Annotated in this window: 24 protein-coding genes; 22 read left to right on the top strand and 2 right to left on the bottom strand. The window is 69.4% G+C overall.

The features are described 5' to 3' along the window. Window positions 1–32: 32 nt before the first annotated feature. Window positions 33–1112, bottom strand: a complete 1080-nt coding sequence (locus tag MT347_RS10070) for a polyprenyl synthetase family protein (protein ID WP_243500698.1) — start codon at window positions 1110–1112, stop codon at window positions 33–35. A 64-nt stretch (window positions 1113–1176) separates the two neighbouring features. On the opposite strand from MT347_RS10070, the gene MT347_RS10065 reads away from it, so the two are divergent. The 20 genes from MT347_RS10065 (at window position 1177) to MT347_RS09970 (ending at window position 20632) form a co-directional block, all read left to right on the top strand. Further along, the gene (locus MT347_RS10065; RefSeq protein ID WP_243500696.1) at window positions 1177–1557 is read left to right on the top strand and encodes a DUF3040 domain-containing protein; all 381 of its coding nucleotides are present in this window, start codon (window positions 1177–1179) and stop codon (window positions 1555–1557) included. A 345-nt stretch (window positions 1558–1902) separates the two neighbouring features. Next, window positions 1903–2334 (top strand): division/cell wall cluster transcriptional repressor MraZ, encoded by a 432-nt coding sequence (gene mraZ / locus MT347_RS10060; RefSeq protein ID WP_243501115.1) that lies wholly within the window; start codon window positions 1903–1905, stop codon window positions 2332–2334. A 99-nt stretch (window positions 2335–2433) separates the two neighbouring features. Beyond that, on the top strand, window positions 2434–3387 hold the full coding sequence (rsmH, locus tag MT347_RS10055) for a 16S rRNA (cytosine(1402)-N(4))-methyltransferase RsmH (RefSeq protein WP_243500694.1): 954 nt from the start codon (window positions 2434–2436) through the stop codon (window positions 3385–3387). Beyond that, complete coding sequence (locus MT347_RS10050) at window positions 3384–4010, top strand: hypothetical protein (protein WP_243500692.1); 627 nt, start codon at window positions 3384–3386, stop codon at window positions 4008–4010. Before rsmH ends, MT347_RS10050 begins: the two co-directional genes overlap by 4 nt. A gap of 5 nt (window positions 4011–4015) precedes the next feature. Further along, complete coding sequence (locus MT347_RS10045; RefSeq protein WP_243500690.1) at window positions 4016–5809, top strand: penicillin-binding protein 2; 1794 nt, start codon at window positions 4016–4018, stop codon at window positions 5807–5809. A gap of 64 nt (window positions 5810–5873) precedes the next feature. Further along, window positions 5874–7286: a UDP-N-acetylmuramoyl-tripeptide--D-alanyl-D-alanine ligase gene (gene murF / locus MT347_RS10040; protein WP_243500688.1), complete on the top strand. Its 1413-nt coding sequence runs from the start codon at window positions 5874–5876 to the stop codon at window positions 7284–7286. Next, on the top strand, window positions 7283–8389 hold the full coding sequence (mraY, locus tag MT347_RS10035; protein ID WP_243500686.1) for a phospho-N-acetylmuramoyl-pentapeptide-transferase: 1107 nt from the start codon (window positions 7283–7285) through the stop codon (window positions 8387–8389). The genes murF and mraY overlap by 4 nt, the downstream gene beginning before the upstream one ends. Next, window positions 8386–9906, top strand: a complete 1521-nt coding sequence (gene murD, locus MT347_RS10030; RefSeq protein ID WP_243501112.1) for a UDP-N-acetylmuramoyl-L-alanine--D-glutamate ligase — start codon at window positions 8386–8388, stop codon at window positions 9904–9906. Before mraY ends, murD begins: the two co-directional genes overlap by 4 nt. 11 nt (window positions 9907–9917) lie before the next feature. Beyond that, window positions 9918–11165, top strand: a complete 1248-nt coding sequence (gene ftsW / locus MT347_RS10025) for a putative lipid II flippase FtsW (protein ID WP_243500684.1) — start codon at window positions 9918–9920, stop codon at window positions 11163–11165. Window positions 11166–11200: 35 nt separating this feature from the next. Next, window positions 11201–12274, top strand: a complete 1074-nt coding sequence (locus MT347_RS10020) for a glycosyltransferase (protein WP_243500682.1) — start codon at window positions 11201–11203, stop codon at window positions 12272–12274. A 119-nt stretch (window positions 12275–12393) separates the two neighbouring features. Further along, window positions 12394–13800: a UDP-N-acetylmuramate--L-alanine ligase gene (gene murC / locus MT347_RS10015; protein ID WP_243500680.1), complete on the top strand. Its 1407-nt coding sequence runs from the start codon at window positions 12394–12396 to the stop codon at window positions 13798–13800. A gap of 2 nt (window positions 13801–13802) precedes the next feature. After that, window positions 13803–14741 (top strand): FtsQ-type POTRA domain-containing protein, encoded by a 939-nt coding sequence (locus tag MT347_RS10010; RefSeq protein WP_243500678.1) that lies wholly within the window; start codon window positions 13803–13805, stop codon window positions 14739–14741. Between the two features lie 245 nt (window positions 14742–14986). Next, window positions 14987–16174, top strand: a complete 1188-nt coding sequence (gene ftsZ / locus MT347_RS10005; protein WP_243500675.1) for a cell division protein FtsZ — start codon at window positions 14987–14989, stop codon at window positions 16172–16174. Window positions 16175–16256: 82 nt separating this feature from the next. After that, on the top strand, window positions 16257–16940 hold the full coding sequence (locus MT347_RS10000) for a YggS family pyridoxal phosphate-dependent enzyme (RefSeq protein ID WP_243500673.1): 684 nt from the start codon (window positions 16257–16259) through the stop codon (window positions 16938–16940). 31 nt (window positions 16941–16971) lie between these two features. After that, entirely contained in the window at window positions 16972–17445 is a 474-nt protein-coding gene (locus MT347_RS09995; protein ID WP_243500671.1) for a cell division protein SepF, read from the top strand. Window positions 17446–17451: 6 nt separating this feature from the next. Continuing rightward, window positions 17452–17754, top strand: coding sequence for a YggT family protein (locus MT347_RS09990; RefSeq protein WP_243500669.1), 303 nt, complete (start codon window positions 17452–17454; stop codon window positions 17752–17754). A 135-nt stretch (window positions 17755–17889) separates the two neighbouring features. Beyond that, complete coding sequence (locus tag MT347_RS09985; protein WP_243500667.1) at window positions 17890–18504, top strand: DivIVA domain-containing protein; 615 nt, start codon at window positions 17890–17892, stop codon at window positions 18502–18504. 9 nt (window positions 18505–18513) lie between these two features. Further along, entirely contained in the window at window positions 18514–19098 is a 585-nt protein-coding gene (gene lspA / locus MT347_RS09980) for a signal peptidase II (protein ID WP_243500665.1), read from the top strand. Window position 19099: 1 nt separating this feature from the next. Beyond that, on the top strand, window positions 19100–20023 hold the full coding sequence (locus MT347_RS09975) for an RluA family pseudouridine synthase (protein WP_243500663.1): 924 nt from the start codon (window positions 19100–19102) through the stop codon (window positions 20021–20023). A gap of 42 nt (window positions 20024–20065) precedes the next feature. Next, complete coding sequence (locus MT347_RS09970) at window positions 20066–20632, top strand: GNAT family N-acetyltransferase (protein ID WP_243500661.1); 567 nt, start codon at window positions 20066–20068, stop codon at window positions 20630–20632. Window positions 20633–20635: 3 nt separating this feature from the next. Here the strand turns inward: MT347_RS09970 and MT347_RS09965 are convergent, their stop codons facing one another. Next, window positions 20636–21109, bottom strand: coding sequence for an NUDIX domain-containing protein (locus tag MT347_RS09965; protein WP_243500659.1), 474 nt, complete (start codon window positions 21107–21109; stop codon window positions 20636–20638). 148 nt (window positions 21110–21257) lie between these two features. Here MT347_RS09965 and dnaE point away from each other — a divergent pair, with 148 nt between their 5' ends. Next, window positions 21258–24722 (top strand): DNA polymerase III subunit alpha, encoded by a 3465-nt coding sequence (gene dnaE, locus MT347_RS09960; RefSeq protein ID WP_243501109.1) that lies wholly within the window; start codon window positions 21258–21260, stop codon window positions 24720–24722. A 95-nt stretch (window positions 24723–24817) separates the two neighbouring features. Continuing rightward, window positions 24818–26047 (top strand): hypothetical protein, encoded by a 1230-nt coding sequence (locus MT347_RS09955; protein ID WP_243500657.1) that lies wholly within the window; start codon window positions 24818–24820, stop codon window positions 26045–26047. Window positions 26048–26222: the final 175 nt, after the last annotated feature.

Below are 26222 nucleotides of genomic sequence, written 5' to 3'. Positions count from 1 at the left end.
GTCGCGGAACCGCCGAGGCCCGCTGACGTCGGTCAGGCGGCGCGGTCGGTCGCCGCGCGCGCGAGCGCGCGCAACTCGTCGACGGCTCCGGCCCGCAGAGGGGCGTCCGCGAGCGCGAGGTCGGCGCGACGCGCGTAGTCGGCGATGAGTTCCTCGGTGCGCGCGAGCGCCCCGCTGTCGACGATGGTGCGCTGCAGGATGCCGATCTGCTCGGCATCCAGAGCGGGATCGCCCAGTCGTTCGTCGATCGCGCGACGTTCGTGCGGCGCGACGGCCTCGCGGGCGTAGGCGACCAGCACGGTGCGCTTACCCTCGCGCAGGTCGTCTCCGACGGGCTTGCCCGTCACGGCGCTGTCGCCGAACACCCCGAGGACGTCGTCGCGCAGCTGGAACGCCATGCCGACGTCGTGCCCGAAGCGACCCAGCGCGTCGAGCTGGGCTCGGTCTGCGCCCCCGAGCGACGCGCCGATCTGCAGGGGCTGCTGGATGCTGTAGCGCGCGGACTTGTACGAGGCCACCCGCAGGGCGCGTTCGGCGTGCGTGTCGTCGGGGTAGACGGTGTAGGCGGACTCCTCGGCGACGTCGAGGAACTGCCCGATGGTGACGTCGCGTCGCATCTGCGCGTACGCCCGTCGGGTCGCGTCCGCGGTGGGGGCGGCGCGCAGACCCTCCTCGAGCAGGTCGTCGCTCCAGGCGACGAGGAGGTCGCCGAGCAGGATCGCGCCGGAGCGCCCGAACGTGTCGGAGTCGCCGGTCCAGCCGGCCCCCCGGTGCGTGTTCTGCAGCGCCCGGTGCGCGGCGGGTTGTCCGCGACGGGTGTCGGAGTTGTCGACCAGGTCGTCGTGCACGAGGGCGGCCGCGTGGAAGATCTCCAGCGACGTGGCGACGGCGAGAGAGGCGTCGTCGAACGCCGACGCCGACGGCGTCACCGCCCCCCACCCGGTGAGGCAGAACCGCGCCCGCAGGCGCTTTCCTCCGCGCAGTGCGGAGGCGCCGGAGCGGGTGAGCATCTCGGCCTCCGGGCCCAGCGCGGCGGCGTACAATAGCTGTTCGGAGAGGAACGTGTCGAGTCGCTGGGAAACAGCTTCGATCGGTTCCGGCGAGGTCGGCACGGGCCTAGCCTAGTGATCCTCGCCCCACGTAGAATCGTCCGCACCGAACAATAGAGGGGGATGCATGCCACTCTCCGAGCAGGAGCAGCGTTTGCTGGATGAGATGGAGCGCCATCTCATGAGTAACGACACAGACGTCGTGTCGGCACCCAGTCGCGCCCTCAGCTACCGCAACATCGTCCTCGGATCGATCCTGGTGCTCGCCGGTCTCGGCGCCCTGGTCGTGGGCGTGTCGATCGGCTTCAACACGGGCTTTCTCGGCATCGGCATCGGTGTGCTCGGTTTCCTGCTCATGGTCGGCGGCGTGATCTTCGCGGTCACCCCGACGCGCGGCGCTCCCGCTCCCGCCCCCACCGCATCGAAGCCCCGCGCCGCGCGCCCCGCAGGCTCGTCGTTCATGGATCGTATGAACGACCGGTGGGACCGCCGGCACGAGAACCCCTAGCCCCTCTTCGTCTTCACCAGCACCGGCTCTTCGGAGCCGGTGCTTTTTCGTGCGCCCGGCGCGCGGCATCCGCCGGTGAACCCCGCCTGCCCGGCAATGCCCGAGGGGGCACGGGGGAGGGGGAACGAAAACCCTCCTTTTTCCTCCACCGGTCGCTCGCGGTGCTCGTCGAACCGCGCGGGGTCGCGAGATCACGCGGATTCCTCAGGCTGAGACCCCGTGCGCGTGCACAGTACACGCTGTCGTTCCGCCGCAGAAGATCCTCGAGATCAATAGCGAAGTGGAGGCCAGTGGAGTAAAGTGGGGGAAACTTCGCAGGCCGGACGAAGGGGGGTGGGTGCCCGAATGCTGCTCGGCACGCACACTCCCAAGCTCGATGACAAGGGGCGCGTCATCCTGCCCGCGAAGTTCCGCGACGATCTCGGCGCCGGAGTGGTGATCACCCGGGGGCAGGACCGCTGCCTCTACGTGTTCAGCACCGAGGAATTCGAGCGCGTCCATGAGCGGATCCGTGAGGCTCCGCTCAGCAACAAGCAGGCTCGCGACTTCCTGCGCATGTTCCTCTCGGGGGCCAGCGCAGAGAAGCCCGACAGCCAGAACCGCATCACCGTTCCCCCGACTCTGCGCAGCTACGCCGGTCTCGGCCGCGAGCTCGTCGTCACCGGCGTCGGAGCCCACGCCGAGATCTGGGACGCCGAGGCCTGGAACGCCTACGCCGAGAGTAACGAAGACACGTACGCCGAGATGGAGCAGGAGGTGATCCCGGGACTGTTCTGACCCTCCGGTTGTGATGCCCAGCCGCACGCCCTGACGCACTTCCCCGGCGCCAGGTCGATGCGGGTGGGGATCAGAGCCGAAGGATCGGACCCCGTCATCATGGACATCCGCGACATCCACACCCCCGTCCTCCTCGAGCGCTGCGCCGAGCTGCTGGGCCCCGCACTCCGCAAGCCCGGCGCCGTGTTCGTCGACGGCACGCTCGGCATGGGCGGGCACTCCGAAGCCCTCCTCGAGCGCTTCCCCGAGGCGCGGCTGATCGGCCTCGACCGCGACACCGACGCCCTGCGCATCGCCGGCGAGCGGTTGGCGCGTTTCGGTGATCGCGTCACCCTCGTGCACACCGTCTACGACGGGATCGCCGAGGCGGTGGCATCCGCGGGAGTGTCGAAGGTCGACGGCATCCTGTTCGACCTCGGGGTCTCTTCGCTCCAACTGGACGAAGCCTCCCGCGGTTTCGCCTACGCGCAGGACGCCCCCCTCGACATGCGCATGGACCAGACCTCGGGGGTCACCGCCGCCGAGGTGGTGGCGACCTACGGAGAGGGAGACCTGCGCCGCATCTTCGAGCGCTACGGCGAGGAGAAGCTCGCCGGGCGCTACGCCCGCGCGATCATCGCCGCCCGCGCGAAGGCGCCGCTGGAGCGTTCCGGCCAGCTCGTCGAGGTGCTGCAGGAGGCGACCCCGGCGGCGGTGCTGCGCGAACGGCATCCGGCCAAGCGGGTCTTCCAGGCTCTGCGCATCGAGGTCAACGCCGAACTGTCGGTGCTCGAGCGCACGATCCCCGCCGCGCTCCGTGTGCTCGCCGTGGGCGCGCGCATCGTGGTCTTGTCGTATCAGTCGCTCGAAGACCGGCTGGTCAAGCGCGTGCTCGCCGAGGCATCGGCATCCACCGCTCCGCGCGGGCTTCCGGTGGAGTTGCCCGAGCACGCACCAAAGTTCCGCCTGCTCGTGCGCGGAGCAGAACTCGCGGGCGACGAAGAACGCGCAGCCAACCCCCGTGCCACCCCCGTGCGTCTGCGCGCGGCCGAGCGGACCCAGGAGGACGTATGAGCGCATCTCCGGCCATCGACCCCCAGGTCGTCGACGCCTTCCTCCCCGATTTCCCCACCCCGATTCGCGAGCGCCGGCTGACCGTCGTGCCCGCCCCCGCCCGTCGCCGCGTCCCGCGGCGACTGTTCGGGATCGTCGCGGTCACGGGAGCCGTGGTGATCGTGCTCGCGCAGATGGGGCTCGGGATCCTCACCACCCAGAGCTCCTTCGAGATCGCCACGCTCACCCAGCAGCAGCGTGACCTGACCTACCAGAAGCAGATCCTCTACGACGAGACCGCCGGACTGAACTCGCCGCAGTACCTCGCCGCCAACGCCGCCGCCCTGGGCATGGTGATAGACGAATCGCCCACCTACCTGCGCCTCAGCGACGGCGCGGTCGTCGGGTCCGACAAGCCCGCGGACACCACCTCGTCGGTGGATGCCAAGGGCCGGGGGTCGGTCGGCAACGCCCTGATCGCCGGCGTCCCGTTGGTGACCGACCCGTCTGCGGCCACGACCGAGACCGGTGGCACGGCGCCCGAAGCGGCGACCACGGCTCCCGCCGACGCCGTGACACCGTCGACGGGATCGGCGACACCCCCGCCGATCAGCGACGGTCTGCCCACACCCGCGACACGATGAGAACCATGACGACAGCCACCTCCCGGTCCCCGCGGCGTCGCACGGTGACCGCCCTCGCGGTCGTGCTGATCGTGCTCGTCGCCTTCGTCGTGCGCCTGATCGACATCCAGGTCGTCAACGCGCGCGAGCACGTCGACGACTCGCTCTCGATGGGACTGCAGTCCTCGCGTGTGCTGTACGCCTCGCGAGGACCCATCGTCGACGCCGACGGCACGCCGCTGGCGACCAGCATCAACCGGTACGACGTGCAGATCGACCCCTCGCTCGCCGTCGACGGCATCGAGACCTACGACGACGACCAGGAGAAGATCACGACATCCTGGCCCGAGCTCGCCGGCCGGATCGCGGACGTCCTCGGCATGAACAGCGGCGACGTGCAGAAGATCGTCGCGGACGCGTTGAGCGACAACCCCCACTCGCAGTACGCGGTCGTCGCCAAGGCCATCTCGACTGAGCAGTATCGGGCCCTCGCCGACCTCGGACTTCCTTTCCTCAGCTTCCCCCCGCAGGCGGGTCGGGTCTACCCCGACGGCGCCGTGGGCGGCAACCTCTTGGGCTTCGTCGGCAGCGACGGCCAGGCGCTCGCGGGTCTGGAAGCGGCGGACGACTCGTGCCTGGCATCCACCAACGGCAAGGTCGTCTTCAAACAGAGCCTTCATGGCGTGGTGCTTCCGGGCACCCAGGTCGTCACCCAGCCCGCCGTCGACGGCGGCACGCTCCAGCTCACCATCGACCGCGATCTGCAGTGGTACCTCACCCAGCTCATCGCCGAGCAGGTGCAGAACACCGGATCGCTACGCGGCACGATCACGGTCGTCGAGGCCAAGACCGGCAAGATCCGGGCGCTGGCCGAGTACCCCACGGTCGACCCCAACGACCCGACCGCGACGCCCGACACCGACCGGGGGAGCGCCGCGTTCGGCGACCCCAACGAGCCGGGCTCGACGATGAAGGCCATCACCGCGGCGATCGGTCTCGACAGCGGCGCGTTCACCTCGAGCACGACCGTGACCGCATCGTCGCGTGAGACGCTCGCCGACGGTGCACGCGTCTCGGACTCGTTCGCGCACCCCGAGAACCGCTACACCCTGACGGGCGTGCTCATCGACTCCTCGAACGTCGGAATCTCGAAGTTCGGCGAGATGATCCCGCTCGACACCCGCGTCTCGTACCTCGAGAAGTTCGGACTCACCCAGCCGACGGCCGTCGGATTCCCGGGCGAGTCGTCCGGCATCCTGCGCGATCCCTCCACGTGGGATAAGCAGACCTTCTACAACACCACCTTCGGGCAGGGGCTCGCCGTCACGGTGCCCCAGCTCGCGGGGGCGTACCAGACGATCGCCAACGGGGGAGTGCGGATGCCGCTGAGCCTCGTCGAGGGCTGCACCGCTGCCGACGGCACCGTCACCGACGTGCCCGACGCCCAGGGCGAGCGGGTCGTGTCCGAGGATGCCGCTCACACGGTGTCGCAGATGCTCGAGAACGTCGCGACCCAGGGGACGCTCGCCGACCAGGTGGCCATCCCCGGCTACCGCGTCGCCATCAAGACCGGTACGGGTGAGAAGGCCGACCCCACGACCGGCGCCTACAAGGGCGACGCGTACTTCACCACGATGATCGGTTTCGCCCCCGCCGACGACCCGCAGTACGTCGTCGAGGTCAACCTCGACGAACCGCGGACGGTAAAATCGTCGGCGGCCACCGCGCCCGCGTTTCAGAAGGCCCTGACGCAGGTTCTCAAGACCTACCGGGTCATCCCCTCCGGAACAACGACCCCCGAACTGCCCAAGTTCGGCTGAGACACCCGCGCGCCGGTCTCGTCTCGGTAACGAATGCGACATCGGAAAGGGCGTCCGCACAGCAATGATCTCTCTCAGCCTCTCCTCCATCGCCGACGTGCTCGGCGGTCGTCTCGTCGTCCGCGCGGGCGACTCCGCCGACACTCTCGTCTCCGGCCTCGTCGACACCGACTCACGCCTGATCGAGCCCGGGGGGATCTTCGTCGCCAAGCCCGGCGAGACCACCGACGGCCATCTGTTCGTCGGCACCGCCGCCGAGCGAGGGGCGGCGCTGGCGATCGTGGAGCGCGAACTCGACGACGAGGTGAGCCAGATCGTCGTGCCCGATGTCGTGGCGGCTCTCAGCGACCTCGCCCGCGACGTCGTCGACCGCGTGCGAGCGGCGGGAGAGCTCAAGATCGTGGGGATCACCGGCTCGAACGGCAAGACGACGACGAAGAACCTGCTCGCCCGCATCCTCGAAGACGAGGGCGCCACCGTGTCGCCGCGCGCCTCGTTCAACAACGAGGTCGGCGCACCGCTGACGATGCTCCGCGTGACGGAGGAAACCCGCTTCCTCGTGAGCGAGTTCGGGGCGAGCGCACCCGGCGCGATCGCGCACCTGGCGGGTCTCGTCACCCCCGACCTCGGCGTCGTCCTCATGGTGGGCATGGCCCACGCCGGCGGCTTCGGCGGTATCGAGTCGACCTTCCACGCCAAGAGCGAACTGGTGCGCGCCACGCGCGAGGGCGGCCTCGCCGTGCTCAACGCCGACGATCCCCGGGTCGCTGCAATGGAGCCGATCGCCCGCGAGCGCGGGCAGGGCGTGCGGTGGTTCGGCCGGGGCGAGCGCGCCGAGGTACGGGCCGTCGACGTCGAGGTCTCGGCATCCGGCACCCGCGCCGACCTTCTCATCGACGGACAGACGTACACATTGACCCTCCGCGTGCTGGGCGAGCACCACGTCATGAACGCCCTCGCCGCGATCGCCGCCGCCACCGCCCTGGGCGTGTCGGCCGCCGACGCCATCGCGCGTCTCGAGACCGTCGAGATCGCCGAGCGCTGGCGCATGCAGCCGCTCGGCTCTGATCGCGTCTGCATCATCAACGACGCCTACAACGCCAGCCCCGACTCCATGGCCGCTGCCCTTCGCACCCTCGCGCAGATCACCGGCCCCGACGAGCGAACGGTCGCCGTGCTCGGGGCCATGAGCGAACTGGGGGAGTACGCCGACGAGGAGCACGACCGGGTCGGGCTGCTGGCCGTGCGCCTGCGCATCCAGCGCATCGTCGTCATCGGCGCCGAGGCCCGCCGTATGTACCTCGAGGCGATCGCCCAGGGCTCGTGGGACGGAGAGGCCGTGTTCTTTGCGGACGCCGACGCCGCCTACGCCTACCTCTCGACCGAACTGCGCGACGGCGACCGCGTGCTGGTGAAGTCGTCGAACTCGGCGGGGCTCCGGCACCTCGGCGACCGTCTGGGAGACTTGTTCGCGTGAGATCACTTCTGACAGCAGCGGCGATCTCGCTCGCCTTCACCCTGTTCCTCACACCGGTGTTCCTCCGATGGTTCCGCCGGTGGGGCTGGGGACAGGTCATCCGCACGCCCGAGAACGTCCACAACCCCTCGCACGGAGCCAAGCGGGGCACGCCCACGATGGGCGGCACGATCTTCATCCTCGGCACCATCATCGGCTACCTGATCGGCTCGTACGCCGGCAACAACCCCCCGACGTTGTCGGGTCTGCTCGTGCTGTGGCTCATGCTCGGGTTCGGCGTGGTCGGCTTCATCGACGACTACATGAAGGTGCGCCACCAGAACAGCCTCGGCCTGTCAGGCTGGCGCAAGATCGCCGGCCAGATCATCGTGGCCGTGCCGTTCGCGATCGTCGCGCTGAACTTCCCTAACAGCTTCGGTCAGACGCCCGCCTCGGAGTACATCTCGGTCTTCCGCGACATCCAGGTGCTGTCCCTGTTCGCCCTGGGCCCGGTGCTCGGTTGGCTGCTGTACCTCGCGTGGATCTCGTTCATCGGCACGGCGGCATCGAACTCCGTCAACGTCGCCGACGGCCTCGACGGTCTGGCCGCCGGCTCCGGCATCTTCGTCGTCGGTGCCTACAGCCTCATGGCGTTCTGGCAGAACAAGCAGATGTGCGCCGACGTGCTCGATCCGGCCGTGCAGGCGGGATGCTATGCGGTGCGCGACCCGTTCGATCTGGCCATCGTGTCCGCGTCGTTCGTCGGCGCCCTCGTCGGATTCCTCTGGTGGAACGCCCCCAAGGCGAAGGTCTTCATGGGGGACTGCGGCTCGATGGCCATCGGCGGCGTGATCGCCGCGATGGCGATCCTCACCCGCACCGAGCTGCTGCTCGTGCTCATCGCGGGCGTCTACGTGATCGCGTCGGGATCCGTCATCCTGCAGCGGGCGTACTTCAAGGCCACGAAAGGCAAGCGCCTGTTCCTCATGAGCCCGCTGCACCACCACCTCGAGATGCGCGGGTGGCCCGAGGTCACCATCGTGGTGCGCATGTGGATCATCGCCGGGCTCCTCGCCGTCTCGGGCATCGGATTCTTCTACGTCGAATGGCTCGCACGCGTATGACCGCTCTCTCCTCCCTCACCAGCTGGCACGCCGACTGGAAGGGCCTGCGCGTCGCCGTGCTCGGCCTGTCGGTGACGGGCTTCTCGGTGGCCGACACCCTCGCCGAACTCGGCGCCGTCGTGCTCGTCGTGACCGAGAGGGCGGATGCCGAGTACGCGCGCCTCCTGCCGGTGCTCGGCGTCGACCTGCACGAGGGTCCGCTGGATGCCGCGCCGGCCGCCCTCGTCGACTTCGCCCCCGACGTCGTGATCGCCTCACCCGGCTTCGCACCCCATCACCCCGTCATCCGGTGGACGCAGCAGCAGGGCATCGCGCTGTGGGGCGACGTGGAGCTCGCGTGGCGCGTGCGCGACAAGGTCGTGCGCGCCGACGGACGCCCCGCCGACTGGGTGCTGATCACCGGTACCAACGGCAAGACCACCACGACGCGTCTGACCGCCGAGATGCTCGCGACCGCGGGCGTGCGCGCCGCCCCCGTGGGCAACATCGGCACCCCCGTGCTCGACGCCGTGCGCGACCCCGGGGGTTTCGACGCGCTGGTGGTGGAACTGTCGAGCCATCAGCTCTGGTACCTCAACCAGCAGAGCGGGAACGACGCCCTGTCGCCGCACGCCGCAGTGTGCCTGAATCTCGCTGACGACCACCTCGAGTGGCACGGCGGTGCCGACGCCTACCGCGACGCGAAAGCCGGCGTCTACGCCCGCACCCGCGTCGCGTGCGTCTACAACAAGGCCGACATCGCCACGAGGAAGATGGTCGAAGACGCCGAGGTCAGCGAAGGTGCCCGCGCCATCGGCTTCGATCTCGGCGTTCCCGGCCCGAGCGACCTCGGTGTCGTCGACGGCATCCTGGTCGACCGCGCGTTCCTCGAGGAGCGGGCCACGTCGGCGCTCGAGTTGACGACCGTCGCCGACCTCGCCGAACGCGGCCTCGCCGCCCCCCATGTCGTGGCCAACATCCTCGCGGCCAGCGCCCTCGCCCGCTCCCTCGGCGCGACACCGGCTCACATCCACGACACGCTCGAGCGGTTCCGGCTCGACCCTCATCGCATCCAGGTCGTCGGCGCGCACGCCGGTGTGACGTGGATCGACGACTCCAAGGCCACCAATCCGCACGCCGCGGCCTCGTCGCTGGCCGCCTACCCGGGGGCCGTGTGGGTCGTCGGCGGACTGCTGAAAGGCGTCGACCTCAGCGACCTCGTCCGTGCGCGCGGCCACACAGTTCGCGCGGTCATCGTGATCGGCACCGAGCGCGCCGACATCGTCGCCGCGTTCGCGCGACACGCCCCGGCGGTGCCGCTGTTCGAGGTCGACCACGCCGAGACTGAAGACGTCATGGCCCAGGTCGTCGAGGTGGCGGCGGGTGTGGCCCGGGACGGAGACACCGTGCTCCTCGCTCCCGCGGCGGCATCCTTCGACCAGTTCGCGTCCTACTCCGACCGCGGCGAGCGCTTCGCCGACGCGGTGCGGGCGTGGATCGCGGGCCAGGGCGATGGAGCGGCTCGACCGAACGATTGAGGGGGACACGCGTGACCACGACGGCGCCCCCTCCGCGGCAGGCACCCGACGACGGCGCCCGCCCGGGTCTCTCGGCCCGGGTCTCGCTGGGGCGGGCTTTCCGCCCGGTGTCGATCGAGTTCCTGCTGATCGCCTCGGCGGCGTTGCTGCTCACGGGGTTCGGCCTGGTGATGGTGTTGTCGGCGACCTCGGCGTTGGGCGGGGCTCAGAACCCCCTCGAGCACGTGCTCAAGCAGGGTGTCTTCGCGGTGATCGGCATCCCGCTGATGTTCGTCCTCAGCCGCGCACCGCTGAAATTCTGGAAGCGCATGGCGTGGCCGGCGTTGATTCTCGCGGTGATGTTCCAGCTGCTGGTGTTCACGCCTCTCGGCGTCTCGGCGAACGGAAACCGTAACTGGATCAACATCGCCGGCATCCAGGCGCAGCCGGCCGAATTCCTCAAGCTCGCTCTCGCGCTGTGGATGGGTTACGTCCTTTTCCGCAAGCAGACCCTCCTGAGCAACTGGCGGCACGTGTTCATCCCGATCGTGCCGGTCGGCGCCCTCGTCATCGCCACGGTCATGGGTGGTAAGGATCTGGGAACAGCGATGATCCTCGTCCTCGTGCTTCTGGGTGCGCTGTTCTTCTCGGGGGTGAAGCTGCGCATCTTCGTCCTGCCGGCCATCGGCGCCCTCGGCGCGGTCGCCCTGTTGGCGGTCACGAGTCCCGACCGCATGCGGCGCATCATGAGCTTCCTCGACCAGGACTGTCTCGCCAACTACCTCGGCGACTGCTACCAACCCCTGCACGGTATCTGGGGGTTGGCGTCGGGCGGTGTCCTCGGACGAGGGCTGGGCAACTCCGCCGAGAAGTACGACTGGCTGCCGGCGGCGGCGAACGACTACATCTTCGCCATCGTCGGCGAGGAACTGGGGTTGATCGGCTGCGTGGTCGTCCTCGGACTCTTCGCGATGTTCGCCGTCGGCGCGTTCCACATCATCCGCCGCACCGACGATTCCTTCGTGCGGATCGTCGCCGGTGGGATCACCATCTGGATCGTCGGTCAGGCCATGATCAATATCGGCGTCGTGCTGCGCGTCTTCCCGGTGCTCGGGGTGCCGCTGCCGTTCATGTCGCAGGGCGGGACATCACTGCTGTCGGTGCTGATCGCGTGCGGCGTCCTGCTGTCGTGCGCACGCACGCTGCCCGATCGCCGCGCGGTCGCCGCTGCCGAGACGCCCCGCCGTTTTCCGGGCCGTCGTCTGACTCGACGGAGCTGATCGACCCCGCCTCGCGATCTGGCTAGGGTCGTACGGTGACGACTTACCTTCTCGCCGGCGGCGGTACCGCCGGGCACGTCAACCCGCTCCTCGCCGTCGCCGACGGTCTCCGCGCGCGCGACGCCGCGGCGGACGTGCTCGTCCTCGGCACGCGCGAGGGGCTGGAAGCGCGTCTCGTGCCCCTGCGCGGTTACGAACTGCTCACGGTGGCGAAGGTTCCGTTCCCCCGCCGTCCCGACCGGGCGGCCGCCGTGTTCCCCACCCGCTTCCTGAGGGCCATCGCCCACGTGCGCCGACTCATCCGCGCGCGGGGCGTCGACGTCGTCGTCGGCTTCGGCGGGTACGCCGCCGCGCCCGCCTACCTCGCCGCGCGCCGCGAGAACGTGCCGTTCATCGTGCACGAGGCCAACGCCAAGCCCGGCCTGGCGAACGTCCTCGGGGCTCGCCGCGCCCACGCGGTGGGCGTCGCCTTCGCGGGCACGCCGCTACGCGGTGCGCGAGAGGTGGGGATGCCGTTGCGCCGCGAGATCGTCGAGCTCGACGCCGCCGCCTCCCGCGCCGACGCGGCCGCGCACTTCGGGTTGGATGCCGCACGCCCCACCCTCCTCGTGTTCGGCGGGTCGTTGGGGGCCTTGCGGCTCAATACGGCGTTCGGGGGAGCGTGGCAGGACGTGCTCGATGCGGGGTGGCAGCTGCTCCATGTGACCGGACAGACGTCCGATCTGCCCGACCCCGGGGCCGCGGGGTACGCCGTCGTTCGTTATGTCGACCGCATGGATCTGGCGTTCGCGCTGGCCGACCTCGTCGTGGCGCGCTCCGGGGCGGCGACGGTGAGCGAGATCAACGCGCTCGGCATCCCCGCGGTCTACGTCCCCTACGCCGTCGGCAACGGCGAGCAGACTCTGAACGCCGCCGCCTCCGTGCGCGCGGGCGCGGCGATCCTCATCGCCGACGCAGACCTCACGCCGGAGCGCGTCCGGCAGGACGTCGTGCCGCTGCTGCGCGACGACGAGCGCCGCACGGTGATGCGCGACGCGGCGGCTCGCACCGGTATCCGTACCGGTACCGAGAACGTCATCGCGCTGATCGACAAGGCGCTCGCCCTCTGATCCCGCAGGGTGCCCGCGGCGGGCGGGCGCCCGAGTGGGCGACCCCCGCCGGCGCCCCGGCTCCCCGCGGGCGCGCCGGGGCGCACGCGCAGGGTCGGCGACGTAAACTCGCATTCGCCATGATCAGACCCGACCTGAGCCTCCCCATCCCCGAGGACATCGCCTCCGCCCACTTCATCGGAATCGGTGGATCGGGCATGTCCGGGCTCGCCCGCATGTTCCTCGACCGCGGTATCCGCGTCTCGGGTTCCGACCGCTCCGACAGCGCCGCCCTGCAAGACCTTGCGGCGCGCGGCGCGACGGTCCACATCGGTCACGACGCCGCCCACCTCGGCGACGCCGACACGGTGGTGCACACCGGCGCCATCTGGCCGGAGAACCCCGAGTTCGTCACGGCGAAACAGCGCGGGCTGCACGTCATCCACCGCTCGCAGGCGCTGCACTGGCTCATCGGCGGCCGCCGCCTCGTCTCGGTGGCGGGGGCGCATGGCAAGACCACCTCGACCGGCATGATCGTCACGGCGCTCGGCGCCCTCGACGTCCACCCCACCTTCGTCAACGGCGGGGTGATCGCTGATCTCGGCGTCTCCAGCGGCACCGGGAGCGACGACCTCGTCATCGTCGAGGCCGACGAGTCCGACGGGACCTTCGAGCTCTACGACACGTCGGTGGCGCTGATCACCAACGTCGACCCCGACCACCTCGACCACTTCGGCTCGCGCGACGCGTTCGATGCGGCCTTCGCCCGCTTCGCGGACGCGGCGAGCGAGGCCGTGGTCATCTCGGCCGACGACCCCGGCGCGCGCGCCGTGCGCGAGCGCATCACGCACGACGCCGTCGTGACCTTCGGCGAGGACGCGTCCGCCGACGTTCGGCTCAGCGGCATCCGCACCGACGGCCCCGTCGCCTTCACCCTGACCGCCGACGGCGAGAGCGTCGACGTGCGGTTGCGCGTTCCAGGTGCCCACAACGCCGTCAACGCGGCCGGCGCCGTCGCGGTGCTCCGCGTGCTCGGTCATTCGCTGGTTGACGCCGCCCGCGCCGTCGAGGGTTTCGGCGGTACCGTGCGCCGATTCGAGCTGCACGGCGTCGCGCGGGGGGTCAGCGTCTTCGACGACTACGCGCACCACCCCACCGAGGTCGCCGCCGCGCTGTCGGCCGCGCGTACGGTCGTGGGCGCCGGCCGCCTCATCGCCGTGCAGCAGCCGCACACGTATTCGCGCACGCAGGAGATGTTCCGCGAGTTCGCCGAGGTGCTCGAGACCCACGCGGATCACACCGTCATGCTCGACGTCTACGGCGCGCGCGAAGACCCCGTGCCCGGCGTCACCGGCGAACTCGTCAGCGGCGCGTTCGCCGACCCCGGACACGTGCACTATGTGCCCGACTGGCAGGAGGCCGCCGACTACACCGCGCAGATCGCCCGGCCGGGCGACTACGTCATCACCCTCGGGTGCGGCAACGTGTACCAGATCATTCCGCAGGTGCTCGACGCGCTTTCGCGCACCGAGGCCGCGGCGGTCTGAGCGTGAAGCGGCCCTCGCCCCTTCCGCAGCAGCCGGAGTCCGTCCGTCCCGCCGCGCGGGGCGAGCGCACCGCGCCGCGGATCTCGCGCGACGCCGTCCCGCCTCTCGAGACCGCACCGGTGACGCCCCTCGTCCGGGCCGCGACGACGGATGCCACGGACCAGCCGTCCCTCGAGGGCGCCGGATTCCGTGACGTCCTGCGTGCGTCGCGAGCACGCCGCCGCGCTCTGTCGGCCGAGGTCAAGCGCTTCACGGTCCGCCACCGGCGGCGCCGGAACATCTGGATCGGCGTCGGTGCGGCGATCGCCCTCACCGTTGCGGGGACGGCGGGGGTGGCGTACAGCCCGCTCTTCGCGCTCGAACGCATCGAGGTCGTCGGCACGTCTCAGCTCGACGCCGCCGCCGTCGCCGACGCTCTCGACGGGCAGCTCGGAACCCCGCTCGCGCTCGTCGACGACAGCGCCGTCAAGGCCGCTCTCGTCCGCTTCCCCCTGGTGGAGTCGTACACGCTCGAAGCGCGGCCGCCGCACGACCTCGTGGTCAACGTCGTCGAGCGCACCCCGATCGGCGCGATGCAGACCGCGGCGGGCTTCACGGTGGTGGATGCCGCCGGCGTCGCGCTGTCGACCACGCCCGATGCCCCGGCCGGCCAGCCGGTGATCGACATCGCGGAGGGAACGGGGTCGGCGGCGTTCCACGCGGCCGGGCGGGTCATGCGGGCGCTTCCCGACGCCGTTCGCGCGCAGGTGACGAGGGTATCGGCGTCGACCCCCGACGACGTCACCCTGACGCTGGGCGCCTCCGGGTCGACGGTGGTGTGGGGCAGTGCCGATCGCTCGGCCGAGAAGGCGGTCGTGCTCGACCGTCTCGTGCAGAAGAGCCCGCCCGACCGTGCCAAGGAGTACGACGTCACCTCCCCGGACGCGGGCGTCGTCCGCTGATCCGCGCCGCGGGGTCATCCTCCGGCCCGCGGTGCCGTCTGTGGGCACACGGTAAGACGCTGGGCGTGCCGGCGCGCGGGTGCGTCATCCCCGATCTGGAAGGCGATCATCCGACACGCCGCGTGTCGGGCGGGCCGCGTCGTATCCGCCACCTACCTTCGGAATAAGGAATTGCATACCGGGCAATTCTTTAACCCTCAACATGAGGTTTAGAGTTTCGGGTTCGGGGACAAACGGAGGCCGGCATGAGCCACAACCAGAACTACCTCGCCGTCATCAAGGTGGTCGGTGTAGGCGGCGGCGGCGTCAACGCCGTCAACCGCATGATCGAGCTCGGGCTGCGGGGCGTCGAGTTCATCGCGATCAACACCGACGCGCAGGCGCTGCTCATGAGCGACGCCGACGTCAAGCTCGACGTGGGTCGCGAGCTCACCCGGGGTCTCGGCGCAGGCGCCGATCCCGAAGTCGGCCGCCGCGCCGCCGAGGATCACGCCGAGGAGATCGAAGAGGCCCTGCGCGGCGCCGACATGGTCTTCGTCACCGCGGGTGAGGGCGGCGGCACGGGTACCGGTGGTGCACCGGTCGTCGCGAAGATCGCCAAGTCGATCGGCGCCCTCACGATCGGTGTGGTGACCAAGCCCTTCTCGTTCGAGGGCCGTCGTCGGCAGAGCCAGGCGGAGGCCGGCGTCGGCCGTTTGAAAGAGGAGGTCGACACCCTCATCGTCGTTCCCAACGACCGGCTGCTCGAGATCAGCGATCGCGGCATCTCGATGATCGAGGCGTTCGCCACCGCCGACCAGGTCCTGCTCGCGGGTGTCCAGGGCATCACCGACCTCATCACCACCCCGGGTCTGATCAACCTCGACTTCGCCGACGTCAAGAGTGTCATGCAGGGTGCGGGCTCGGCGCTGATGGGCATCGGCTCCGCTCGCGGTGCCGACCGGGCGATCAAGGCCGCCGAGCTGGCCGTCGAATCCCCGCTGCTCGAGGCCTCGATCGAGGGCGCGCACGGCGTGCTGCTGTCGATCCAGGGCGGTTCGAACCTCGGCATCTTCGAGATCAACGACGCCGCTCAGCTCGTGAAGGAAGCCGCCCACCCCGAGGCCAACATCATCTTCGGTACGGTCATCGACGACACCCTCGGCGACGAGGTGCGCGTCACCGTCATCGCCGCGGGCTTCGACGGCGGCGGGCCCTCGCTGCGCATCGAGCCGGTCAGCGCCCAGCGCCCGGCCGCCGCGCCCGTGGTCCCCTCGATCCCCGCCGACGACGTCGCCCGTGACCTCGACGCGGCCGAAGAGCAGAAGACCGCCGCCGAGCGCGCTCCTGAGCGCCGCCCGGAGCCGGCCCCCGTCACCGCCCGCGTGCCGGAGACCTCGTACGACAACGGCTACGCCGACGACGACCTCGACGTGCCCGACTTCTTGAAGTAAGCCTCTCCAGAGCACGCACGATCTCTCCGAAGAAAGCGGGTCCGGTCTCCACCGGGCCCGCTCTCGTCGTCGAAGGAGCCCCATGGACACCGCCCTGGCCGACCGGCTCGCCGCCGTCGACGAGCGCATTCGGGATGCCGCCCGCTCGGCGCATCGCGATGTCGCCGACATCACGCGGATCGTGGTGACGAAGTTCCACCCGGCCGCCCTCGTGGCGGACCTCCACGCGCTGGGCGTGCGCGACGTGGGGGAGAACCGTCAGCAGGAGCTCACCGCCAAGCGCGCGGAGCTCGACGGCATCCCGGATGTGAGGTGGCACTTCATCGGTCAAGTGCAGACGAACAAGGCGCGGGCCGTACGGGCGGCAGCGGATGCCGTGCACTCGGTCGATCGAGCGCGCCTCGCCGACGCGCTCGACGGCGCTGAGGGAGACGGGGTTCTCGACGTCCTGCTCCAGGTCAACCTCACCGACGACGCCGGTCGCGGGGGAGTCGCGCCGGACGGGGTCGAGGACCTCGCCGCGCACGTCGCACATCTGTCGACCCTGCGTCTTCGCGGCGTCATGGCGGTCGCCCCCCTCGATGAAGCGCCCGCCCGCGCGTTCGAGCGACTGCGTCGATCGTCCGACGCGGTGCGCGCCGTGGTGCCCGACGCGCGCTGGATCTCCGCGGGTATGACGGGCGACTTCCCGGAAGCGATCGCGATGGGCGCGACACACCTGCGGATCGGTTCCGCAATCACGGGCCCGAGGCCCCCGCGCGACTAGCCTCGAATCAGACGAGCGAACGGAGGATGCGATGTCGAACCCCCTCAAGAAAACGATGGTGTACCTGGGCCTCGCCGACGAGGAAGAGACCTATGAGGAGACAGCGCCGCAGCCCATCGCGCGCAAGCAGCCCGCACAGACTGCTGCTCCCGTCGAGAAGGCCGCGCCGGTGACCCCGCTGCACCGTCCCGCCGTGGTGCGTCAGCCTGCGGCCGGACCCGTCAGCGAGATCCTCACGGTGCACCCCAAGCAGTACCGCGACGCGCAGACGATCGCCGAGAACTTCCGCGAGGGAATCCCGGTCATCATCAACCTGTCGCAGATGAGCGACGCCGACGCGCGTCGCCTGATCGACTTCGCGAGCGGACTCTCGCTCGGGCTGTACGGCCGCATCGAGCGGGTGACGAGCAAGGTGTTCCTTCTCTCTCCCGAGAACATCGCCGTGTCCGGCGACGGTGCGATTGCGCAGGCCGACCCCGAGGGTGCGCCCTTCGCGTCCCAGTAACGCGACGTGGCGGTCCTGAGCCTCGTCGGCTCCATCCTCAGCGCTGTCCTGTTCATCTACATCGTCATCTTGCTCGCGCGCCTCGTGCTCGAGTACATTCCGATGTTCAACCGGGAGTGGCGCCCTCGCGGTGCCACCCTGGTTCTCGCCGAGATCGTCTACACCGTGACGGATCCGCCCATCAAGTTGATTCGTCGCGTGATCCCGCCCCTGCGCATCGGGGGGATCGCTATCGACTTCGGTTTCGCGATCGTGATGTTCGTCTGTTTCCTTCTGTTGAGCGTCACCCGGTCCCTCGCGGCTGCGTGACGCCCACCGCCGCCGTCTCCTCGACAGTGCTTTTCGACACTGCGGAGGGGCGGCGGCTATGCTGTTCCGAAGCGGTACGCCTCGGTGCGACACCCCCACCCCCTCCTTATCAGAGCTCTCGAAAGAGGAATCACCATGGCACTGACCCCCGATGACGTCGTCACGAAGCAGTTCCAGCACGTGCGTTTCAAAGAGGGTTTCGACCCCGATGAGGTCGATGACTTCCTCGACGAGATCGTCGTCGAATGGCGCAAGACGATCGCCGAGAACGACGAGCTGAAGACGAAGCTCGCGGCGTACGAGTCCGGCGAGGCCGCCCCCGCCGCCGCCGAGCCCGCTCCCGTCGTCGAGGCGCCCGCTGTCGCGGAGCCCGTCGCCGAAGAGGCTCCCGTTGCGTCGACGTCGACCTCCGACCTGGAGCCGGCCGCGCAGAGCGCCGGCATCATCGAGCTCGCCCAGCGTCTGCACGACGAGCACGTCGCCGAGGGTCGCGCCCAGCGCGACCAGCTCGTCAGCGACGCCCAGGCTCAGGCGGCGTCCATCGTCGCCGAGGCCGAGCAGAAGGGCCGCGAAGAGCGCGCTCGCCTCGAGAAGGAGCGCGTCTCCCTTGAGGGCCGCATCACCGAGCTCCGCAACTTCGAGCGCGACTACCGCTCGCAGCTGCGTTCGTACATCGAGGGGCAGCTCCGCGACCTCGACACCACCGCGACGTCCTCGGGCACGACGCCGGTGTCGGCGATCGGTCTGTAGGACCACTCTTTGCGCAGTCGATCTCCTCTGCGTCCGGCGGCGGCCGGCATCGTCATCGCGATCCTCGCGGTGCTGGTGCTGGCCGCCGACCAGTTGGCGAAGACCGCCGCGATCGAGAGCCTCCCGCCGGAGCGCGTCGTGCCGGTGCTCGGCGACGCCCTGCAGTTCTACCTCGTCCGAAACCCCGGGGCCGCCTTCTCGCTCGGCGAAGGTGTGACGTGGGTGTTCACGATCGCCCTGGCCGTGGTCGCCGGCGTCATCGTCTTCCTCGCCGTGCGGCGTGTGCGCTCCCGGCTGTGGGCCGTCGTCCTGGGCCTGCTGCTGGGGGGCGTGCTGGGAAACCTCACCGATCGCCTCGTGCGCGAACCGGGTTTCCCGGTCGGCCACGTCGTCGACTTCATCTCGACGCCGTGGATGATGCCGGCGATCTACAACGTGGCCGACGTGTTCATCGTGTCGATGATGATCTCCGTCGCGATTCTGGTGCTCGTGGGCCTCAGACTCGACGGCACGCGCGAGACCCGGGCGTCGCGCGCGGCCGCCGCCGATGCCGATGATGAGATCGAGCGGTCTCCCGAGCCGGGAACCCGCTGACATGCAGTCGCGGAGCCTGCCCGTCCCCGACGGGCTCGACGGAACACGCATCGATCAAGCCCTGGCCAAGATGCTCGGATTCTCGCGCACGTTCGCAGCCGACGTCGCCGATGCCGGGGGAGTGAGCGTCGACGGTCGCACCGCCGGTCGCTCGGACCGTCTCCACGCGGGCAGCTGGCTGAGCGTGGAGTGGGAGCCCAAGCGCGAACCCGAGATCGTGCCGGTCGAGGTGCCGGATCTCGGTATCGTGCACGACGACGACGACATCGTCGTGGTCGACAAGCCGGCCGGTGTCGCCGCGCACCCCTCCCTCGGGTGGGAGGGGCCGACCGTCCTGGGCGCCCTGGCGGCCGCCGGCTTCCGCATCGCGACGAGTGGTCCCGCAGAACGGCGTGGCGTCGTGCACCGTCTCGACGCCGGCACGAGCGGCCTCATGGTCGTCGCCAAGACCGAACGTGCGTACACCCTGCTCAAGAGTGCGTTCAAGGAGCGCGAGGTCGAGAAGATCTACCACGCCGTCGTGCAGGGTCATCCCGATCCGCTCGCCGGCACGATCGACGCTCCGATCGGGCGGCATCCCCATCACTCCTGGAAGTTCGCGGTCACCCCGGACGGCAAGGACTCGGTGACCCACTACGAGACCCTCGAGGCCTTCCCGCGTGCTTCGCTCCTCGAGATCCACCTCGAGACGGGTCGCACCCATCAGATCCGCGTGCACATGGCGGCTCACCGTCATCCCTGCGCGGGCGATCCGCTCTACGGCGGCGATCCGACCCTGTCGGCGCGGCTGGGTCTCACCCGCCAGTGGTTGCACGCGCACCGGCTCGCATTCGCGCACCCTGGGACAGGGGAGTGGGTCACGTTCGAATCGCCCTACCCGCCCGATCTGGCGCAGGCACTCGAGGCCCTCGGCGACGGCGGCTGACCCCGTCTTCCCTCGCCGGCCCCCGTGCGGCACCCTGGTGTCGTGGACATCCGGGTTCGCGCCGCGACCGATTTCGACGACATCGCGACGATGGTGGGTCCGAAGCGCCCGGATGCCACCGTCTGTTGGTGTCTGAGCTACCGCATCGCCTCGAAGGACAACGTCTCCCTGCGCGGGCCCGAGCGCGCAGAGCGGGTACGCGAGCTGCTGTCGGAGGGCCCACCGGGCGTGCTGGCGTACGCGGGCGACGAGGTGGTCGGCTGGGCGGCCGTTCATCCGCGGCGGGACACCTCCTTCGCGCGGAACCGCAAGATCCCTCACGTCGACGATCGCGACGTCTGGAGCGTCTGGTGCATTCGGGTGCGCCCCGGCCACCGCGGGCAGGGCATCTCGCACGCCCTTCAGGAGGGGGCCGTCGCATTCGCGCGCGACAACGGTGCGCCGGCGGTCGAGGGCTACCCCGTCGACAACGGCGGAGCGAAGGTCGACCTGACCATGGCGTACGTCGGCACGAAGAAGCTGTTCGAAGACGCGGGGTTCGTGGAGGCGGCCGAGACGACCTCGGTGCTCGCCGGGTTCCCGCGGGTGCTCATGCGGCGTGAGTTCTGACGCTCAGCGGCCGCCCTCGAAGCGCGTCGGCCCCGTCGCCAGGCCCGCGCGCACCCGCGCCGCCATCTCGGCATCCAGAATCGCCTCGATCGTCGACGCCGGATACCATCCGACCTCGGTCATCTCGCCATCCAGTGGCACGGGGTCACCCGACACCCACTCGCACGCGAAGGTCAGGTCGAGGTAATCGCTCTGGTCGCCGTTGGCATAGGTGACACGCGGGATCTGATGCACCCACGCGAGCCTTTCGGCGCGGATGCGGACCCCGGCCTCTTCTTCCGCCTCGCGCACCGCGGCGTCGGCGGGTTCCTCGCCCGGGTCGACGATGCCGGTGATGGGCGTGAGCCGTCCGGTGTCGCTGCGACGACCCAGCAGCACGTGGTCGTCCCGCACGATCACCGCGGTCACTCCCACCAACGGGAGGGGACGGGTGCCGATGAGGCGGCGGAGGTCCAGCACGAAGTCAGGGGTGGGCACGCGCCCACCGTAGCCGAGCCGCGCGCGGCGGTCCGCGCCGACTGGGTGTCCGCCCCGAACATCCGAGGGCGATGTCGGAGGTCGAACGTACACTCGATACGTGGCAGCAGACTCCTTCGTTCACCTTCACGTGCACAGCGAGTATTCGATGCTCGACGGCGCGGCGCGTATCGGGCCGATGGTGCAAGAGGCCGTCAAGCAGGGCATGCCGGCCATTGCCGTGACAGACCACGGCAACACCTTCGCGGCGTACGAGTTCTACAAGACCGCGAAAGACGCCGGCATCAAGCCCATCATCGGCATCGAGGCCTACGTCACCCCCGGCACGCACCGCTCCGACAAAGCGCGCGTGCGCTGGGGCACGCCCGAGCAGCAGGGCGACGACGTCTCCGGCTCGGGCGCGTACACGCACATGACGCTGCTGTCCGAGACGACGGAGGGCATGCACAATCTGTTCCGCCTGTCGTCCAGGGCGAGCATGGAGGGCTACTACTTCAAGCCCCGCATGGACCGCGAGCTGCTGCAGACCTACGGCAAGGGCCTTATCGCAACCACGGGCTGCCCCTCCGGCGAAGTGCAGACGCGCCTGCGCCTGGGCCAGTACGACGCCGCGCGCGCCGCCGCCGCGGAGTTCCAGGACATCTTCGGCAAAGACAACTACTTCGCCGAGATCATGGACCACGGCCTGTCGATCGAGCGTCGGGTCATGACCGACCTGCTGAAGATCTCGAAAGACCTCGGCATCCCTCTCGTCGGCACGAACGACCTCCACTACACGCACCAGCACGACGCGACGAGCCATGCCGCCCTGCTCTGCGTGCAGTCCGGCTCCACCCTCGACGATCCCAAGCGCTTCAAGTTCGACGGCGACGGCTACTACGTCAAGTCCCCGGCCGAGATGCGTCAGATCTTCCGCGACAACCTCGAGGCGTGCGACAACACGCTGCTGATCGCCGAGCGCTGCGACGTCCAGTTCAACACCTCGGCCAACTACATGCCGCGCTTCCCGGTGCCCGAGGGCGAGACCGAAGACAGCTGGATGATCAAAGAGGTCGAGAACGGCCTGCGCGATCGCTACCCCGGTGGCATCCCCGACGAGGTCCGCACGCAGGCCGAATACGAGACCGGCGTCATCCTGCAGATGGGCTTCCCGGGCTACTTCCTGGTCGTCGCCGACTTCATCAACTGGGCGAAGGACCACGGTATCCGCGTCGGGCCCGGCCGTGGCTCGGGCGCCGGCTCGATGGTCGCGTACGCCATGAAGATCACCGATCTCGACCCGTTGCAGCACGGACTCATCTTCGAGCGCTTCCTCAATCCCGACCGCGTGTCCATGCCCGACTTCGATGTCGATTTCGACGACCGTCGTCGTGGGGAGGTCATCCAGTACGTCACCGAGAAGTACGGCGACGAGCGCGTCGCGCAGATCGTCACGTACGGCACGATCAAGGCCAAGCAGGCGCTGAAGGACGCCGGGCGCGTGCTCGGCTTCCCTTTCAGCATGGGCGACAGGCTCACCAAGGCCATGCCCCCCGCTGTCATGGGCAAAGACATGCCGCTCGACGGCATGTTCAACCCCGAGCATCCGCGTTACAAAGAGGCGAGCGAGTTCCGCACCCTCATCGAGACCGATGCCGAGGCCAAGACGGTGTTCGACACCGCGCTCGGGCTCGAGAACCTCAAGCGTCAGTGGGGTGTGCACGCCGCCGGTGTGATCATGTCGAGCGAGCCGCTCATCGACATCATTCCGATCATGCGCCGGGAGCAGGACGGGCAGATCGTCACGCAGTTCGATTACCCCGCGTGCGAGTCGCTCGGCCTGATCAAGATGGACTTCCTGGGGCTGCGCAACCTCACGATCATCAACGACGCCCTCGACAACATCGAGGCCAACCGCGGCCACCCGCTCGTGCTGGAAGACCTCGAGCTCGACGACGCGGCGTCGTACGAACTCCTCGCCCGCGGCGACACTCTCGGAGTGTTCCAGCTCGATGGCGGGCCCATGCGATCATTGCTGCGCCTGATGCGACCCGACAATTTCGAAGACATCTCGGCTGTGCTCGCGCTGTACCGCCCAGGTCCGATGGGCGTCAACTCGCACATCAACTACGCGCTGCGCAAGAACAAGCAGCAGGAGATCGAGCCCATCCACCCCGAGCTCGAGGAGCCGCTCGCCGACATCCTCGACACCACCTACGGACTGATCGTCTACCAGGAGCAGGTGATGGCCGTGGCGCAGCGCGTCGCCGGTTACACGCTCGGCCAGGCCGACCTGCTCCGCCGTGCGATGGGCAAGAAGAAGAAGAGCGAGCTCGACAAGCAGAAAGAGATCTTCTTCGGCGGAATGACCGAGCGGGGCTTCGGTGACGTTGCGCAGCAGACGCTGTGGAAGGTGCTGGAGTCGTTCGCCGACTACGCCTTCAACAAAGCACACACCGCCGCCTACGGGCTCGTGTCGTACTGGACCGCGTATCTCAAGGCGCACTACCCCGCCGAGTACATGGCGGCGCTGCTGACGAGCGTCGGCGACTCGAAAGACAAGATGGCGGTGTACCTCAACGAGTGCCGTCGCATGGGCATCAAGGTTCTGCCGCCCGACGTCAACGAGTCGATCCGGTTCTTCGCGGCCGTCGGTGAAGACATCCGCTTCGGCCTGGGCGCGATCCGCAACGTCGGCACCAACGTGGTCGACGGCATCGTCGCCGCCCGTCAGGAGTCCCGCTACACCTCGTTCCACGACTTCCTTTCGAAAGTGCCCCTCCACGTCGCCAACAAGCGCACCGTCGAATCGCTCATCAAGGCGGGAGCTTTCGACACCCTCGGCTCCACTCGACGCGCGCTGATCGAGGTGCACGAGGACGCCTGCGAGGGCGCGGTACTCGACAAGAGGCGCGAGGCCAACGGCGAGGTCGGGTTCGACTTCGACTCGCTCTGGGACGAGCCGCAGCAGGTCACGAAGGTGCCCGAGCGTCCGGAGTGGACGAAGAAAGACAAGTTGGCGTTCGAGCGCGAGATGCTCGGACTCTACGTCTCCGACCACCCCCTGGCGGGCCTCGAGGTGCCGCTGGCGAAACACGCCTCCACGTCGATCCACGACCTGCTGGCGTCCGACGATGTGCAGGACGGCGACCAGGTCACGGTGGCGGGCCTGCTCACGAGCGTTCAGCACCGCGTCGCCAAGCAGAGCGGCAATCCCTACGGCATGGTCACCGTCGAGGACTTCAACGGCGAGGTGACCGTGATGTTCATGGGCAAGACCTACGCCGAATTCGCGCCTGCGCTGCTGGCCGATTCCATCATGGTCGTGCGCGGCCGGGTTTCGCGGCGCGACGACGGGCTGAATCTCCACGCGCAGAGTGCGTTCGCGCCCGATCTCGAGGGACTCGACGAAACCGGCGGTCTCACGCTCGTCGTGCCCGAGCAACGCGCGAACGAGGCACTGGTGGGCGAGCTCGCTCAGATGCTCCGTCGGCACTCGGGCTCGACAGAGGTCGTGCTCAAGCTGCACAAAGGCGGCACCGCGAAGGTGTTCGAGGTGCCCATGCCCGTCCGCGTGACCGCCGACCTGTTCGGCGAGCTGAAGGGCCTCCTCGGGCCGAACTGCCTCGGCTGAACCGTCCCGACGACGCTCGCTGCAAGCCCCGCGGATGCCGACCAGCCCGTGATTATGATGACCAGGCGTTTCCGCGCTCTGGCGAAAGGATCATCGTGACCGATCAGAACCCCCACGACGGGAGCACGCCCGCCGATCGTGAGCATCCGGATGCTTTCGACGACGAGACGTCCGCCCACGACCACACCGTCTCGTCGGTACCCGCCGGAGAACACCGTTCCGTCCCGGCCTCTGCGCACGCCAACTCGGGGGCGCGCGAGAGCGACGCCCCCCGCGGCGCGGACGCGCCTCAGTACGGGGTCGGTCCCTTCTCGGTCCGCGAGATAGCCCTTCTCGGCATCTGGGTCGTCGCCTTCTTCGTGTCGTTCTTCCGCACGAACATCCTCGACTCTCCGTCGGGTGTCCTCATCGGCGGCATGAACGTGTGGCTTTCCGGCCTGTGGTGGATCCCCACCGTCGCGTTGCCCACCGTCGCCGTCGGCCTTCTCATCCTGCGCCGGCTGTCGCCGCAGGGGATCCGCCGGGTCGGTTCGCTCGGCATCGATCAGTTCGCCTCGGTCGCCTTCACGGTCTCGGCTATCGTGTGGGTCTCGTGGGTCTGGGACACGGTGGCGATCTTCGGTGAGACCGGGATCTGGACGCGATCGTGGGTCATCTGGGTGGAGGCCGTCGTCCTCCTCGCCGGTGTCGTGCTGACCGTCTTCGGACCCATCATCCCGCACTTCGCCCAGGACTTCCGTGGGCGCGAAGAGGTTCCCGCGCACCGCAGTGCCCGCCCGATCCGCCCCGTCATCGCACGCCCCCGCACGCCTCGTGTCGCCCGCGCCCCCCGTGACCCCCAGCACGACGCACCCGAGCACACCGTGTCCCGCCCGGCGGCCCCCGTCGTCGAACACGACTCCGACATCCCCACGCCGGGCAGCTACACCGGCTCCACGGATGTCACGCCTGACGATGCCGCCCCGCGCACGACGGTCCTTCCCGCCGCCCACGCCGACGCCGACAATGACACCGACGTGTTCGCGCCGCTGCGCGCCGACCGTGATGAGCGCCGCGATGACGATCCCCGTCCCTCGCACGATGACGTCCGGCAGGACCGCGGGCACGACGCTCACGACGACCGCGATCACCCTCACGCCCAGGCTTTCTGGGCGCTGGCGCCGGCGGAGCGCGAGATCGTCGATGACTACGGCACGCCGATCTTCCACATCGGACCCACCGCGTGGGCTCTCGTCGTCGAAGATCGCGGCGAGACGTTCGTGGTGCGCCACGACGACGGCCGTATCGGTTACTTGCACGACGTCTCGGGTGTCACCCGGGGCTGATCACCCTCTGCGAGCCGCCCCGTCGCGGGCGCGGCGGCTCGCACAGTCGGAACGCCGCGCGGCGCGTGGCGCCGGCACGGTCCCTCGCTGTGCTCGACGCGACGAACCCGTGTCCCCGACACGTCCCGCCTGAGCACCGCCTGCGATCAGCTCCGGCGCGCGAGGCGACGCCGAC

The organism is Microbacterium sp. VKM Ac-2923 (assembly GCF_022815605.1).
Taxonomy (GTDB): Bacteria; Actinomycetota; Actinomycetes; order Actinomycetales; family Microbacteriaceae; genus Microbacterium.
Note: the sequence above shows the minus strand (reverse complement) of the source record. Positions and strands in the feature narration are given on the sequence as shown.